Origin of the sequence: Formosa haliotis (assembly GCF_001685485.1) — a bacterium.
Lineage (GTDB): Bacteria > Bacteroidota > Bacteroidia > Flavobacteriales > Flavobacteriaceae > Formosa > Formosa haliotis.
In genome coordinates this window covers 4,206,287-4,221,530 of the sequence record NZ_BDEL01000001.1, presented here as the reverse complement: position 1 = coordinate 4,221,530, position 15,244 = coordinate 4,206,287, and the positions used below count along the sequence as shown (strand labels likewise).

15 protein-coding genes are annotated in these 15,244 nt (G+C 33.5%); 3 read left to right on the top strand and 12 right to left on the bottom strand.

The features are described from left to right. Nucleotides 1-19: 19 nt before the first annotated feature. On the bottom strand, nucleotides 20-670 hold the full coding sequence (locus A9D35_RS19535; RefSeq protein ID WP_066225535.1) for a DUF4331 family protein: 651 nt from the start codon (nucleotides 668-670) through the stop codon (nucleotides 20-22). A 148-nt stretch (nucleotides 671-818) separates the two neighbouring features. Here A9D35_RS19535 and A9D35_RS17895 point away from each other — a divergent pair, with 148 nt between their 5' ends. Next, nucleotides 819-1,994, top strand: coding sequence for an LETM1-related biofilm-associated protein (locus tag A9D35_RS17895; RefSeq protein WP_066225533.1), 1,176 nt, complete (start codon nucleotides 819-821; stop codon nucleotides 1,992-1,994). Nucleotide 1,995: 1 nt separating this feature from the next. Here A9D35_RS17895 and A9D35_RS17890 read toward each other — a convergent pair whose 3' ends face one another. From A9D35_RS17890 to A9D35_RS17870, 6 genes are all read right to left on the bottom strand, one after another. Beyond that, on the bottom strand, nucleotides 1,996-3,609 hold the full coding sequence (locus A9D35_RS17890) for a lipocalin-like domain-containing protein (RefSeq protein ID WP_066225531.1): 1,614 nt from the start codon (nucleotides 3,607-3,609) through the stop codon (nucleotides 1,996-1,998). A 108-nt stretch (nucleotides 3,610-3,717) separates the two neighbouring features. Beyond that, nucleotides 3,718-4,473 carry a LytR/AlgR family response regulator transcription factor gene (locus A9D35_RS17885; RefSeq protein WP_066225529.1) on the bottom strand — a complete coding sequence of 252 codons (756 nt, stop codon included), beginning with the start codon at nucleotides 4,471-4,473 and terminating at the stop codon, nucleotides 3,718-3,720. A gap of 152 nt (nucleotides 4,474-4,625) precedes the next feature. Next, nucleotides 4,626-4,940 carry a 2TM domain-containing protein gene (locus A9D35_RS17880; RefSeq protein WP_066226237.1) on the bottom strand — a complete coding sequence of 105 codons (315 nt, stop codon included), beginning with the start codon at nucleotides 4,938-4,940 and terminating at the stop codon, nucleotides 4,626-4,628. After that, nucleotides 4,940-6,274, bottom strand: coding sequence for a 2TM domain-containing protein (locus A9D35_RS17875; RefSeq protein WP_066225527.1), 1,335 nt, complete (start codon nucleotides 6,272-6,274; stop codon nucleotides 4,940-4,942). Before A9D35_RS17875 ends, A9D35_RS17880 begins: the two co-directional genes overlap by 1 nt. A gap of 73 nt (nucleotides 6,275-6,347) precedes the next feature. Further along, entirely contained in the window at nucleotides 6,348-6,521 is a 174-nt protein-coding gene (locus A9D35_RS18740) for a hypothetical protein (protein ID WP_159427078.1), read from the bottom strand. 285 nt (nucleotides 6,522-6,806) lie between these two features. Continuing rightward, entirely contained in the window at nucleotides 6,807-6,998 is a 192-nt protein-coding gene (locus A9D35_RS17870) for a cold-shock protein (RefSeq protein ID WP_038528380.1), read from the bottom strand. Nucleotides 6,999-7,182: 184 nt separating this feature from the next. Here A9D35_RS17870 and A9D35_RS17865 point away from each other — a divergent pair, with 184 nt between their 5' ends. After that, nucleotides 7,183-7,419, top strand: coding sequence for a putative signal transducing protein (locus tag A9D35_RS17865; RefSeq protein ID WP_066225525.1), 237 nt, complete (start codon nucleotides 7,183-7,185; stop codon nucleotides 7,417-7,419). A gap of 142 nt (nucleotides 7,420-7,561) precedes the next feature. Here the strand turns inward: A9D35_RS17865 and A9D35_RS17860 are convergent, their stop codons facing one another. Then, a complete protein-coding gene (locus tag A9D35_RS17860) occupies nucleotides 7,562-9,181 on the bottom strand; it encodes an ABC-F family ATP-binding cassette domain-containing protein (protein ID WP_066225522.1) in 1,620 nt (539 codons plus the stop codon). Nucleotides 9,182-9,346: 165 nt separating this feature from the next. Here A9D35_RS17860 and A9D35_RS17855 point away from each other — a divergent pair, with 165 nt between their 5' ends. Next, nucleotides 9,347-10,765 carry a TlpA family protein disulfide reductase gene (locus tag A9D35_RS17855; protein ID WP_066225520.1) on the top strand — a complete coding sequence of 473 codons (1,419 nt, stop codon included), beginning with the start codon at nucleotides 9,347-9,349 and terminating at the stop codon, nucleotides 10,763-10,765. Between the two features lie 166 nt (nucleotides 10,766-10,931). On the opposite strand, the gene A9D35_RS17850 is transcribed toward A9D35_RS17855, so the two are convergent. From A9D35_RS17850 to A9D35_RS17835, 4 genes are all read right to left on the bottom strand, one after another. Further along, nucleotides 10,932-12,239, bottom strand: coding sequence for an alginate export family protein (locus A9D35_RS17850; RefSeq protein ID WP_066225519.1), 1,308 nt, complete (start codon nucleotides 12,237-12,239; stop codon nucleotides 10,932-10,934). A gap of 164 nt (nucleotides 12,240-12,403) precedes the next feature. Next, on the bottom strand, nucleotides 12,404-13,237 hold the full coding sequence (locus A9D35_RS17845) for an ABC transporter ATP-binding protein (RefSeq protein ID WP_066225518.1): 834 nt from the start codon (nucleotides 13,235-13,237) through the stop codon (nucleotides 12,404-12,406). A gap of 10 nt (nucleotides 13,238-13,247) precedes the next feature. After that, nucleotides 13,248-14,093 carry an ABC transporter ATP-binding protein gene (locus tag A9D35_RS17840; RefSeq protein WP_066225516.1) on the bottom strand — a complete coding sequence of 282 codons (846 nt, stop codon included), beginning with the start codon at nucleotides 14,091-14,093 and terminating at the stop codon, nucleotides 13,248-13,250. Between the two features lie 17 nt (nucleotides 14,094-14,110). Continuing rightward, nucleotides 14,111-15,217, bottom strand: coding sequence for an ABC transporter permease (locus A9D35_RS17835; protein WP_066225514.1), 1,107 nt, complete (start codon nucleotides 15,215-15,217; stop codon nucleotides 14,111-14,113). Between the last annotated feature and the right edge of the window lie 27 nt (nucleotides 15,218-15,244).

Here is a 15,244-nt window from a genome sequence, read left to right as displayed (position 1 = left end):
TGTGTAAGTTTTTAATTGATTATTGTTTTGTTTTAGATTCTACCCAAGTGTTTATAGTTCCAGAACCACCAATCATATTTTTTGGTACTTCTACGACTACAGCCATAACATTGGTTCCTGCAAAAGTGTCGCTCCCCATGGCGTTAAAGCCGGAGGCATTTCCATTAATAATTTCGGTGTATTGTGCGAAATCCATAAAAAAAGGATCGTCTCTTGGACCTGCAAAAAATGACATTCCATTACTGTTCGCAATTATAGCTTCAGAGCCGTAAGGTGTAATATCTACCATAGCCGAAGTTCCCATAGTTTCAATTTTACTTGTTAATCCTGTTGCCGATGGTTTTACAGGACCGAAGAAATACATTTTCCCATCGCGAGGAATGGCTTGAATAACCCAATCTTCAATTTTGTCATCGTTGGTATCGATGTTAATTTCTATTAAGGTGTTTTCACTAAACATAGCTTTTTCTGAAGCCGACGGACTTAATAATCCTTGGACATTGGCAACAAATACTAAATTGTCTGTGTTTTCTCCTTGAAAGGCATAAAAGTCGGTAATATCGCTTGAACCTCCCTGTACTGCTGGCGCATCGATATGATCGGCTGCTACCATAAAGAATCCGGCTATTGACAACGCTCCGATTCCTAAAATAATTTTCATTGTTTTCATAATGTTTGAGATTTAGTTAATGATTTTTTTGATTCTCACACATACCTACGCAAAAATGAATAGATCGGTTTTGTTAAAATTTTGTTAATACAATTAATTGCAGGATTAACCTTTAAAAATTACATTTGCATCATTAAACTCAATTTGAATGAACCCATCGGCAAGTGGCTGGATTAAGAAATTAATTAAAGAATTATCGCAACAAACGTTATTAGATAATCCTTCTGATGAAAATTTCTATACTGCTTTTCGTGAAACTGGATTTATTTATGGTTATAACATAAAAGTTGTAAACGACTATATTATAAATGCAGATTTAACTGAAGAAGAGCTATGTAAAGTAAACTTTTTTATAGCCTTTATACATATCCATAAAGAAAGTAATACCGCAAAACCATTATTTGAGAGTATCGTTGAGTTTTATTCGGCCATAAACGAAAATAAATCGTCTTTTCTAGATGATATATTGGGGCGAGATTCTGTTGAGATTTTGGTTGAAAAAATAATGCATAAGCGCGTTCAAATTAATGACAACGTGATTACAAAAAACTTTAATCACTACATTACAAACGTCTTGTTGTATATTGACATAATAGCCTACCAGCATTTTCTAGAACAAAATAAAATTTCGAAATCTTACTTAGAGCACCTAGAATCTTCTATAATTACAATTGTGCTTCATGCCTTAAATTTAAAATCTTTTAAAAGTAGTTACGACAATAGTTTAATTGAATTGTTTGAATCCTCCATCCGGTATCAACAAACTAAACCCTTAACTTTTAATGAAGCCCTTGCCATGGCAAATGGCGATCAGCATACACTATATTATTTCGATATTGCTTGTATGGCAGCCTGGAGCGACAAAACCATAGAACCTATAGAAGTTGAATTTTTAAATACATTAAGCCTCTCGCTTCATATAACAGATAAAGAACGAGCTGATTCGTTATATACTATAAATGCATTTTTTAACGATAACCGAAGTAACATTCCTTTACTAAGTTCTAAAAATGTGGTAAAAAGTTTTTACCACAGGTCTACACAAATGGTTAGTAAACTAATCTCAAGAAACCGTCATAGACTTTTAAAAGAATTAAGAGGAAGCAAAGAATTAATGGTGCTTTTAACAAAATCTACCGTACGCGATTTAACCCCACAGGAACACAAAAAAGTAAATGAGCAATTGTTAGATATTTTTAAAACCATACCTAGCCTAGCTATATTCTTGCTTCCTGGAGGTGCTATTTTGTTACCAATTGTAATTAAATTTATTCCGAAATTACTACCTGCTGCCTTTGATGATAACCGTATAGAAGACGAGTAATTTACTTCTTTATAAATTTAAAACTCTTTTTTGCGCCATTACTTATACAATGCAAGTAATAAAACCCTGAATGAAAATTCTTAGTATCTATAGCAACTATTTTAGAAGAGCCTGCAGGCACTTTAATCTGAGAAACAATACGTCCACTAATATCTATAACCTGTACGTTTAAATTTTTTAATTGTTGTGGTACATGTAAATGCAATTGCGATTGAACGGGGTTTGGAAATATATTAATTTGGTTTAAAACTGATTCTTCTACAGATAAGGTTGAAAACACCCAAGGGTCAGAAGTTGTTTCACTTATTAAGGCATTATCTATAGAATGTGCAACTACTTTAAAGGTCACCGTGTCTCCTTGTTCCAAGGTAGGCGAGTCCCAGGTAAAGCTAGTGTCGGTTAGATTTGAAGCAATTTCCATAAAGTTCGTTTCATCAGTAGAAAATAAAATATCGTAATATATTGGCCGGCCATCGTCTGGGTTTTCTAACTCCCACGTTACTGGAATCCCCGGGGTATACATTTGGTCTGGCAAACTAGAGATGGAAATTTCTGGGTGCTCGTAAGAATGCACAAGTTCTGAGAAACCTATTCCTGTAACCTCCACACCATTAATTGTTCCTGTTATAGTGGTTGCCCCTTCGTAAAACCTAAAAGGCAATTGAATTTCTGCATCGGTATATCGGTTTTCTATGGTTAAATCTATACCTTTAGATGCTGCCGTTAAGTGCCATTTTTTAGAATAGCACTTAGCTTCATCAGGCATCCAGTTAAACGCTAATCGCTCGATGTTGAAATCGTGAATGGTAAACCGTGTGTCTTCATTAACATAAGCCGAAAGAATTTTATATTTAGAATTGTTTGGAACGGTATTCTCTGGAGTAAAAATATTCCAGAGATTTAAATCCATTCCATTAGAAAGCTGTAGACTAAACCACTCATACTTTTCACTAGATAACGGATTAAAATTACCATATTGTCTATCTATCCAGGCTGTTCCTATAACATTCTCTGTTATACCGTTTAGGGTAATTTTACCAGATACTTCATTCTTTGTTTGAGAATAATAATACGAATATTTAGATGATCCTTGATCGATCTTCCCTGTACCACCAATAATTAGAGGTCGCTTAACGCTTTCATACAAAAAGTCTATACTACCAGCATCAGAACTGGCTTTAACGGTATATTCAAAAGGGATAATTTTATTATCTCCATCAACGGTATTGCTCCACGTTTCAGTGGTTCCTAAAACCACTGCAGCCTCGATGCTTAAAGCCTCGGTAGATAAGGTTTTATAGTATAAAGGAAGGGTACTTTGATAAAATGCTCCCGTACTTAAATCTCTAAGGTTAAAAATTCTAAACCCATCAAAACCTCCATAACTATAATCGAAATAACTTAACATATAGGCATAATGTTTACCAGAAGTTTCTCCTACAACTTCGCCTGCTGTATACCACCATTCAACGGCTTCGGCAGTATGAGCTCCTTCATCTTTGGGAAAGGATATTAAACTGCCTTCTGGTGAATAAGGATAAGTTTTCCAGTCTTGGGCCTGTGTAAAATAACAGACTAAACATACTAATAGTAAAGTGGTTAGGTTGGTTTTCATAGCGATTGATTTTTAAAGACTAAATGTAGTTGTTTTACAACTTACTATAAAAAAAAATCTGCCAAGCTACTCGTTTTAAAGCCTAACTGTTAAGTAATTACGTATATTTTACACCAACCAATCTTTAAACGTTTTTACACGTTCTCTAGCAACAATAACTTGATCTCCTCTAAAGGACTTTAATTTTATTTCTAATCTAGAATTTGTAAAGTTTAACATGTCTCCTATTGCATTAATATTTATAATAAACTTACGGTTAACGCGAAAAAAAGTTTCGGGTTCTAAATCATTTTCTAACTGATCTAAAGTTGTGTTTAACAAATAATTTCTTCCGTTTTGGGTATGCACATACGTCCCTTTATTTTCGCTATAAAAGCACTCTACATCGTCGCTATTTATAAGTTTTAAATGCTGACCAACTTGTACAGAAAACCGCTTTTTATATGATCTATCTAGAGGGTTAACTAACAAATTTTTTATATCGTTAAAATTTAAAACCACTTGCTCCTGTTTAGGAATTCGCATTTTAAACTTATCTACAGCTTGTATTAAATCGTCCTCATCTATGGGTTTAAGCAGATAATCTATGCTATTTAATTTAAATGCTTTAAGTGCATATTCATCGTAAGCCGTGGTGAAAATTATTGCTGATTGAATGGTAACAGCATCAAAGATTTCGAACGATAAACCATCGCTAAGCTGGATGTCTAAAAATATTAAATCGGGATGGGTATTCTCTTGAAACCACTGGATGGAAGCTTCTACAGAATGTAACATCGTTTCTACCTCTAGGTTTAGTTGTAACAACATGCGTTGCAAGCGCCGTGCTGATGGTTTTTCGTCTTCTATAATAATGACTTTCATTATAAACTGAGTTTTGTGTATTAAACTAAATTTTTCGGGTATCCTCGCGTGAGCGATTGCAGCAAGCTACCATGTAGCGCGGAAAGCGCGGTTTTTTGAAGCGGTAGCGGAGAAAAATACGCCCAAAATAGTTCTAAAATTTTAATATACTATTACTCCCAAGTATGTTTTTTCTCCTTTTCCATGAGTTCTTTAATTTTCTCGTCTTCCCAATTTTTACCAATTACTAAAGTGGGTAGAAATACAGATAAACCATGAGCGAGCAAGCCTATACCCCACGACCCTAGAGTTATAAAATTACGCCATTGAAAATAACTCTCTCCGGGTTCCAAATGCTGAATGTTTATTACGACTAACATGAGATTTATGACAATGTAAACTAAGGCATGTGAATAAAAACCTCTGATGCGTTTTACTTGTTTTTTAGCTCGTTCGTATCGTTCTTTTTCAAAATATGACTGTTCCATTAGTTCCATTTTTTTTGTTGTTTTTCTTTTTCTAAAATTTCTTGAATTTTACGTTCTTCCCATGTTTTTCCATATCCGAACACAGAAAAAGCATGAAAAATTAGGCCCATTCCCCAACCCAACATTGGGAACCAAAACCATTGAAAGCCCCACGAGGTTTTGTAATTTATAAATATTAAAAAAGGTATGACAACACAATAAGAGACTAAATTTCCATAAAATCCTTTTATTTCTTCTACGCGTTTTTTTGCGCGGTAATACGCGTCTTGTTCGTTATATTGTTGTTTTGTTGTTTCCATAATTGAAATTTGTTTGGTTAATATTGGTATTTTAACACTGAAAGCATCTGCCGTTTCACTTACTAAAACATGTCGTTTAGTTAGAATAGCATAACGATTTACAATATTTTGTAAACCCACGCCCTCTCGGGTTTTTAATACGTCTTTCTTTTGTAAATTATTGGTTACTATTAAATAATTATCTTCTACAGTAATGCTTATTTTTAAGGGTTTTTGCTCACTTACTATATTGTGTTTTATCGTATTCTCTAATAACAATTGCAAAGAGAGCGGCACGACTTTAGCATCTGGATTATCAAAATGTACTGGTGGCGAGTAGATGATGCTGTTTTCGAATCGCATATTAAGCAAATTCATATACGTTTTAGCAAAACTTAATTCCTCTTCTACCGTTACCAACTCCTTATCTTTTTGCTCTAAAACATAGCGGTAAATTTTAGATAATGAAACCGTAAAGCGTTGCGCATTGTCTGGATTTTCTTCGATTAAGGCACTTAATACATTTAAACTATTAAATAAGAAATGTGGATCGATTTGGTTTTTTAAACTCTCGAATTGTGCACTTGCGGTACCGGCAATTACCTTCTGCTCTTTAATTTTTCGTTGCTGATATGCATTGTAGTAATACACAAAATGATAAATAATAACAATATTTATAGTGACCCAAAAACCAAAGCTATAATGCGATAGTTTTTCATGAGCAATAAATTCGGAAAAAGTATTGCCATGATACACCATACTGGTAAAACCATGCAATACAAACAAGCCTAATAAGGTAATTAGGGCCGCGCCTATAAATCCTAATATTATTCTTAAAACACCTTGTTCCTTTCGCCATGGTCGCTTAGCTAGCATAGCAAAAAATGTCATATTTGAATAGCCTAACACAAAAGCATATAACTGATAAAATATAAAGTCGATAAAAAAATCGCTTACCGATTCGAAATTAAACCCATCAAAGAAAATATTCCCGATTAAGAAAATAACGCAACCTAATCCAAATGTTATAACTATATTTTTTACTGACTCTGTCATGATACTTCTAAAATTAATAACCTAATGCTTTCTACTTGTGCTTTAGAGATCTTTCTATAGACATTAGATAAAATTAAATGTCCTGTTTAAAGTTAGAAAAAAGTTCTAAAGAATAGTGAAAATGCGACTCCTTCTCGGTTAAATTATGAGCAGTTACTAAGGAAGGGTTCTGTTTTGAGTTAAGGTTTTGGTGGGCTTGGGTAATTAAGCTTGCCAAAAACACTGCGAGATAAACTAAATGTTTCATATTATATTGGTTTTAAAATTATTATGAAACAAATATCTATGGAAAGACATGTAATAAAAAAAAGTAATTACCGAACTGTAGTTTTTAAAGTCTGAACTGTAGTTTAGCACTCATGCCCCTTGTAATCTGATAAAAACAAGAAGTATTTAAGAAGTAAAAACCTATTAGCTAAACTTATAAGATTATAAAAAGAGTTGTAGAGGACTTCGGTATAAGGCATAAAAAAAACCTATCAATACATTGATAGGTTTTAAGATCATAAAAAGTATATACTTACCAGAAGTATTAGATTACTTTTACATTTACTGCGTTTAATCCTTTTTTACCTTCTTGTAAATCGAATTCTACTGCATCTCCTTCACGAATTTCGTCAATTAATCCAGAGATGTGTACGAAATGTTCTTTGTTTGTGTCGTCTTCAATAATGAATCCAAATCCTTTTGAGTCGTTAAAGAATTTTACTGTTCCTTTGTTCATTGTAATAAATTAAATAATTATAATTGATACAAATGTAAGATTATATATGAGATATTCAGCTATGTTTTCATTTTTATTTTAGAAATAAAAGAAAATCTTCAATTTTACTGAATGATTTAAATAGTTTTTTAAATTTTATTTAAAAGTTCGTATCTTTAATAATCAACTTTAAGGACTTAAAATTATGAAAGATTCTAACTATGTAAAGGTGTTTACCGGAAGCTTCATACTGGTTCAGCGATTAACAAACGAACTAGAAACAGCAAATATTAATGCTATAATAAAAGACGAAAGTGAGTCTGGAAGACTAGCAGGATTTGGCTCTTCGATTCAAGGGCAACAAGAAATTTTTGTTAATAAAGAAGAAGAACAAGCGGCTTTAAAAATTATTACCGCGGTAACTTCAGAATTAGAGGCATAAAAAAACTGTCTAAAAAATATTGTAATTCATCATTCTGAATGTATTTCAAAATCTCATCACTTGGATAACCAAACATGTGAGAACCTGAATAAAATTCATATTGACGAAACCTCTAAGTCTAATACAGCTTTTTTATAAGTTATTAAACAGTGTACATTTTTGTACGCTGTTCTTTTATTTTAGGGTCTTGCATATATTCATCAAACGTAGTGTAACGGTCTATAATACCAGAAGGCGTTAATTCTATAACACGGTTAGCTACCGTTTGTGCAAATTCATGATCGTGAGTAGAAAATAATATCGTACCCTTAAAGTTCTTTAAAGAGTTATTAAATGCTGTAATACTCTCTAAATCTAAATGGTTTGTAGGTTCGTCTAACATTAAAACATTCGCTCTAACCATCATCATACGACTTAACATACAACGCACTTTTTCTCCTCCAGATAATACATTCGATTTCTTTAAGGCTTCTTCTCCACTAAAAATCATTTTACCTAAAAATCCACGAACATATACTTCTTCGCGTTCTTCTTCGGTAGTAGCCCATTGGCGTAACCAGTCTACTAAACTTAAATCATTTTTAAAGAACTCGCTATTATCTAAAGGTAAATAGGATTGTGTTGTTGTTACTCCCCAATCAAAAGATCCTGAATCTGGTTGCTCTTTATTATTTAATATTTGATAAAATGCTGTAGTTGCTCTAGAGTCTTTAGAGTATACCACAACTTTATCGCCTTTATTTAAATTTAGGTTTATATCTTTAAAAAGTACTTCACCATCTATCGATGCCGAAAGATTTTCTACGTTTAAAATCTGATCTCCAGCTTCTCTATCACGTTCAAAAATAATAGCAGGATAACGTCTACTTGTACGTCTAATATCTTCTATATTTAATTTATCAATCATTTTCTTTCTACTTGTTGCTTGTTTACTTTTTGCAACGTTTGCAGAAAAACGACGAATAAATTCTTCTAATTCTTTCTTTTTCTCTTCAGCCTTTTTGTTTTGTTGTGCATGCTGCCTTGCTGCTAATTGAGAAGACTCGTACCAAAAAGTATAATTACCAGAATAATGATTGATTTTAGCAAAATCGATATCGGAAATATGAGTACATACCGCATCTAAAAAGTGTCTATCGTGCGATACAACAATTACACAGTTATCGAAGTTAGCAATAAAATTCTCTAACCACGTAATGGTTTCGTAATCCAAATCGTTGGTAGGCTCATCCATAATCAACACATCTGGATTTCCAAAAAGGGCTTGAGCTAATAACACACGTACTTTTTGCTTACCATCTAGGTCTTTCATTAGGGTATAATGAAAATCTTCATTGATACCCAAGTTAGATAATAATGCTGCAGCATCGCTATCGGCATTCCAACCATTCATCTCCTCAAACTGGACTTGAAGCTCTCCAATTTTTTCAGCATTTTCATCTGTATAATCAGCATATAAAGCATCTATTTCGGTCTTGATTTTAAATAAGGGTTTATTCCCCATTATAACCGTTTCTAAAACCGTATGCTCATCGTATAAATTGTGGTTTTGTTCTAAAACCGACATACGCTTTCCTGCTTCTAAATGGACGTGTCCAGAAGTTGGCTCTTGCTTGCCTGCTATAATATTAAGAAAAGTAGATTTTCCAGCACCATTAGCACCAATAATCCCGTAGCAATTTCCCTGATTAAAAACTGTACTTACTTCATCGAAAAGTACACGCTTCCCAAACTGAACGGAAAGATTTGAAACTGATAACATAAATTGTTTTTTTAATTTGCTGCAAAAGTAGAAAATATCATCCATTACACGAAAGAAATAACATCTTAATAATATTTAACAAGCCATTAACAGCCCAAGTTGACTGCATGCCATATTTTTGTTATTAACAATCTTGTTTCTTTTATATTAAGAGCGTCCTAATCTATGAAGCACCTTTACCTAATTATCTTACTTTCAATATGTTTTACGGCCTGCAATAAAAATTCTAAAAACGGTACTGGGTCTTCGGCCTTTTTAGGTGGAGAAATAATTAATCCGAGCGATAAATTTGTTATTATTTCTAGAGAAAACAAAGTTTTAGATACGGTCGATTTAGACCAAAATAATCGATTTTTATATAAAATAAACCCGGTAGAGTCTGGTTTATACACCTTTTCGCATGGCGGAGAAATTCAAATGATTTTTCTTGAACCTAACGACAGTATTATTTTTAGACTTAACAATTTAGATTTTGATGAATCTTTAGTTTTTACAGGAAAAGGCGCCAAAGAAAATAATTATCTTATTAATATGTTCTTAGAAAACGAACGCATTAATAATAAAGTATTAAGACTTAGTCAGTCGTCTCCAGAAATTTTCGAAAAACATTTAGATTCTATTAAATCTGTACTTCAAGAAAATTTAGACGAATTTGAATCTAAATACACAACATCGGATTTATTCAAAAAAATTGCTCAAGCTAATATTGACTATAATTTTTATGCTCAGAAAGAACTTTATCCTTTTGCTTATTACGGCAATAATGAATTAAAAAATTTACAATCTTTACCCGAAGATTTTTACGATTACCGCTCTAAAATTGATTATAACGACAACGACTTAAAAGACTATTTCCCGTATTATACTTTTTTAAAATACAATGTAAATAATCTAGCTTTACAAAGACATTTTAACCATTCTAAGGATAGTGTTTTCAATAAAAGATCGCTGCATTACAATTTAGATAAACTCGAGGTAATAGATAGTTTGGTGACTAACTCATCGATTAAAAATTTCCTTTTAAACTTTGCAGCTTTACGATATATAAATTCATGTAATCGGATAGATGATTTTACACCATATTTAAATTCTTATCTCGAAAAAAGTACTTCGCCAGAAAATGACGCATACATAAAAAAACTGGTTACATCTCTTAAAAACTTGAAACCTGGTAACCTCCTACCCAATACTATTGTTACCAACAATAAGAATGAAGAATTACATTTAAGCGATTTTATAAAACGACCAACTGTTATTTATTTTTGGTCTTTTAATCTTAAAAATCACTTTTTAGATAGTCATAAAAAAGTTCAGGAACTCATGAAAAAGTATCCTGAAATAGATTTCATTGCCATGAATATTGATAAAGATGATGTAAACTGGGTGAACTATTTACAACAATATCAATATCCGCTTAAAAATGAATATCATTTTAAAAATCCAGATATTTCAAGACAAATTTTAGCTTTAAATTCTATTAATAGAGTTATGCTTATAAATGCAGACAGAACTATTATTAATAGCAATACCAATATGTTCTCTAAAGATTTTGAAGAACAATTATTAGGCATGCTTAACCAATAAAGCAAAGTTTAATAATCGAAAAAAATGAGGCTGTCTAGAAGTTGAGTTTTTGTCAGTCTGAACTTGATTCAGCTTCTCATATTATGGGTTAATAATTTAATGAGATTCTGAAATACATTCAGAATAATGAATTTCAAAACGCTTTAAACAGCCTCCTTTTTAGAATTTAATTAGTCCCATTCAAGAATTTTGGTTTCATCACTAACATGGCCCAAGCCCAGTTTTGAATGTCTGAAGCTTCATCTTTTGGCACACCTTTTAACTCGTACATACCATCGTTAGCAAACATTTGCGAGTATCCTAACTTTAACGCAAATCCTTTAAATGCCTTAGAATATACTAAATCTACTTCTGTTCCTAAAGAACTATCTCCACTAGGTAATTCTTGTTCACCCTTAAAATTTAAAATCTTCACCATTAAACTCGAGGTCTCATTAAAAGCAAAATTTGCACTTAAATGAATATCTACTAAACCTATTGAATTGGCATGATTACCTACGTAGAAATAATCCATAAACCCATTAAATTTATGGTTTGTTCCGTATAACGGAAAGAATGCTCCAGTTTCTCCTGCATCGGCATCGTTACCACTAATCACTTCTAATCCGGCACCTAAACCTATACCTTCTGTAACTTTAAAACTAGCATCTAATCCTAATAAAAAAGCGCCTTTTACAGCCAATTCATTCACACGCTCACCTGTCTGGAAAAATGCATTTCCTTCTAATCCAAAAGCACCAGATTTAAACTGTAAATGCGTTCCTATAGTTTGTAAACTACTTACCCCATAACCATCATACGTCCTTACGCCATCAACTAACACAAAGTTTTGGAAGGTATTATTCATAGCCAAAACACTTGCAGAAAATCCTTTCCATTCCTTCTTTAAATACAGATATTGCATGGCTTTATATGTGAAGAAATTTGGGTCTTCGGTATATTCATTTCCAACACTAACAAATCCGCTAACATTACCCGTTGCATTATCTAAATCCTGATTAAAAGCTAATCCTACATCGAACATAAAGCTGTCCTTTTTATAGCGAATTAATGCCGCATCATGGTTACGTCCTTGTTGCGCCCAGTCTAATCCTCCCATGATACGCTGATCATCGTAAGACAAGATTTGACGTCCTAATTTTGTAGAGAATCCGTTTCCTAAACGAATATCGGCCCAAGCCTGAAAAATGGCAAACGAATTATTTACATCTACTGGATCTATTTGCCTGTTTTCTCCCCAAACTAAAACATCTTGCAGACTTAAATAAAAATTATAAGCTTCTGTTTTATATCCCGCATTTAATCGGGCTCTTGTACTAATAGCAAAACCTGGTTCTGCGTCTTCCGGAAAAATACTACCATAACCATGGCGGTATTCTGTTCGTGGCCTAAATTCGCCATCTAAAGTAAATTGTGCTTGAATGCTTTGAAATCCGCTAAGTAGTAGCGCTAAAATTAATAATTGCTTTTTCATTATTTTCTTTTTGGTTGATTGTTTTTATTATTGGTTGTTTTGTGCTCACTTTAATCGCACAAGTATTTTTTATTTTGGAATGCTTAATATTTGACACACCAAAGGGACCTAACTACAATTAGGCTGACTTAAATTATAACGGTTTAACTGAATTGACTTCCCTTTTAATGCTCTAGAAAGTCGATAAGATGTTTTCTATAGGTGTAATAATCGCTATGCTCAAGCACGGCCTTTCGAGTTCTTGGACGCTCAAAATCGATATTTAAAATATCCCCTATTTTAGCTTTAGGTCCGCTGGTCATCATCACCACACGATCGGCCAAAAAGATGGCTTCATCTACATCATGCGTAATCATTACAGCTGTAATTTTTTCTTTATTCCAGATTTCTATTAAAATATCTTGTAGCTCGCCACGTGTTAGAGAATCTAACATTCCAAAAGGTTCATCTAATAACAACACTTTAGGTTTTATGGCAAAAGCTCTGGCTATACCCACGCGCTGCTGCATCCCCTGCGATAATGCCGATGCTTTTTTATGAAAGGCATCTTCTAAACCTACTTTTTGAAGGTAGTATTTAGCAATATCGTTACGTTGCGCTTTTGTAGCATCGGGAAAAACTTGATTTACGCCTAACATTACATTTTGAAGCGCAGTCATCCAAGGCATTAAACTTGGCGATTGAAAAATAACACCACGATCTGGACCAGGACCTTTAATTCTATTTCCTAAAACAGAAATGGATCCGCCCGAAATATCGTTTAAACCTGCAATCATAGAAAGCATGGTTGTTTTTCCACATCCCGAATGCCCGATAATGGTAACAAATTCCTCTTTCATAATTTGAAGATTTAAATCTTCTAAAACGGTATAATCGCCTTTAGGAGTTGGGTACACTTTTTTCAGATTGTTTAAATCTAACATCACATTAGCCGAAGGGTAAACAATACCATTTTCGCCTTGCATCATTTGTGGTTCTATAGTTGATTCTGTATTCATGTTTTCAATTTTAAAAGTGTCCGACAAAACTTTTTGGTTGTAAATCTGGTAAAATATACTCTTGGGTTACCTCCTGTTTTCTTTGATTCCCGATATCCATTAAATATTCGATAATTGCATTTCGAGTCGATTTAAAATTCGGGTTATCGTTTAAAGCCGTTTTATCGCGAGGGCGTTCAATATCTATTTTAAACTCTGGACCAAGTGTGGCATTGGGTCCTGGCCGCAACGGAATAATACGATCTGCCATGTAAATACCTTCATCTACATCGTTGGTAATTAACAAGGCGGTACGTTTATCTTTGCCCCAGATGTTTAAAATTTCATCCTGAAGGTTTCCCCGCGTTAAAGCATCTAAAGCGCCAAGCGGTTCATCCATTATAATCATTTCGGGTTTCATCGCTAAAGCTCGAGCTACGGCAACACGCTGACGCATTCCTCCAGATAATTCTTTTGGACGTTTATTAATTGCCGGGGTTAAACTTACCATTTCCACATACTCGGCAACTAAGGCTTGTAATTCTAATTTTTTCATCTTTGGAAACACTTCTTTAACTGCCATATAAATATTTTGTCCTACAGTTAACCAGGGTAAAAGCGAGTAATTCTGAAAAATAACACCGCGTTCGTGACTAGTTCCAGACACCGGTTCACCTTTAAATAACACCTCCCCTTTTGTTGGTTCTACAAGTCCGTTTATTAAATTTACTAATGTGGTTTTTCCACTTCCCGTAAACCCTACAATGGCTACAAACTCGCCTTCTTCAATAGTTAAATTAATGTTTGAAAGCACTTCGGTGGCATCGTGAGCCTGCCCATAAGATTTATAAATATTATTCAATTCTAAATATGCCATAACTTTATTTTTTCAGATTAAATACCTTCATTTTTATTGAACGACACGGCATTTTGAATGGTAAGCATTATGCGATCTAATAGAAACCCGATGATTCCAATTACGAACATAGCGACTATAATTTTTGAATTTGAATCGTTGGCACCATTCTGAAATTCTTCCCAAACAAACGATCCTAAACCTGGACTTTGCGCTAATAATTCTATGGCGATTAACACCATCCAGGCCACCGATAAGGTAATTTTTAAACCTGTAAAAATTAAAGGTAAAGCCGAAGGTAAAATCACTTTAAACACATTTTGAATTGGCCCTAGTTTTAAAACTTTAGCCACATTTAAATAATCTTTATCTACCGAAGACACGCCCATAGCCGTATTAACTAAGGTTGCCCACATAGAACAAAACCCAACACTTATAAACGAGATGATAAAGGAACTATCGTCGTTAGAATCTATTAAAATAGTTTTTACAATCATGAAGACTAGCAAATACCAAACAACTGGCGAAACCGGTTTAAAAATTTGAATAAACCAATTAAAAGCGCTTTTTAAGGTAGGACTTAATCCTATTAATACTCCTAGCGGCACAGCAATTACCAAGGCTAAAAGGAACCCAGCAAATACTGTTTTTAAACTCATAATAATCTGATCGATAAATGATGGTCTTCCTGTATATGTTATTGGTGCTTCGCCGGCAGCCACACGTTTTTTGTTTAAGGCTGCTGTTTTTTGTTTAAACTCGGCTTTATCTGCGCTAATTGCTCTGTGATCTTTTAATAAAGATTTATACGAATCCCAAACTTGACTAGGTGCTGGTAAGGTATTAGGCTGGCAACTAAGATCTCCAGATGCAATGCAAGCACGCATAGCATCTGCGGCTTCTGGCCCTTGATCTGCTAAGGCTTTTTCAATTTTAAAATTTGCTTCTCTTTGGTATAATGCCTTTGCGCCCAGGTGCCATAAACCTATAAATAAGAGTATCGAGGCTAGTGGAACTATAACTTTTCGTAAAAAGCTTATAAAATCTTCACGTTGTAAATTCCCTGTGAACAAATCTTTTAAGGTGCCTAAAAACCCCAAGCCCATAAATCTACCAACGTTTCCTAATGTTATGCTTTGCTTCATGATGACGTACTTTAAATGATTACTTAA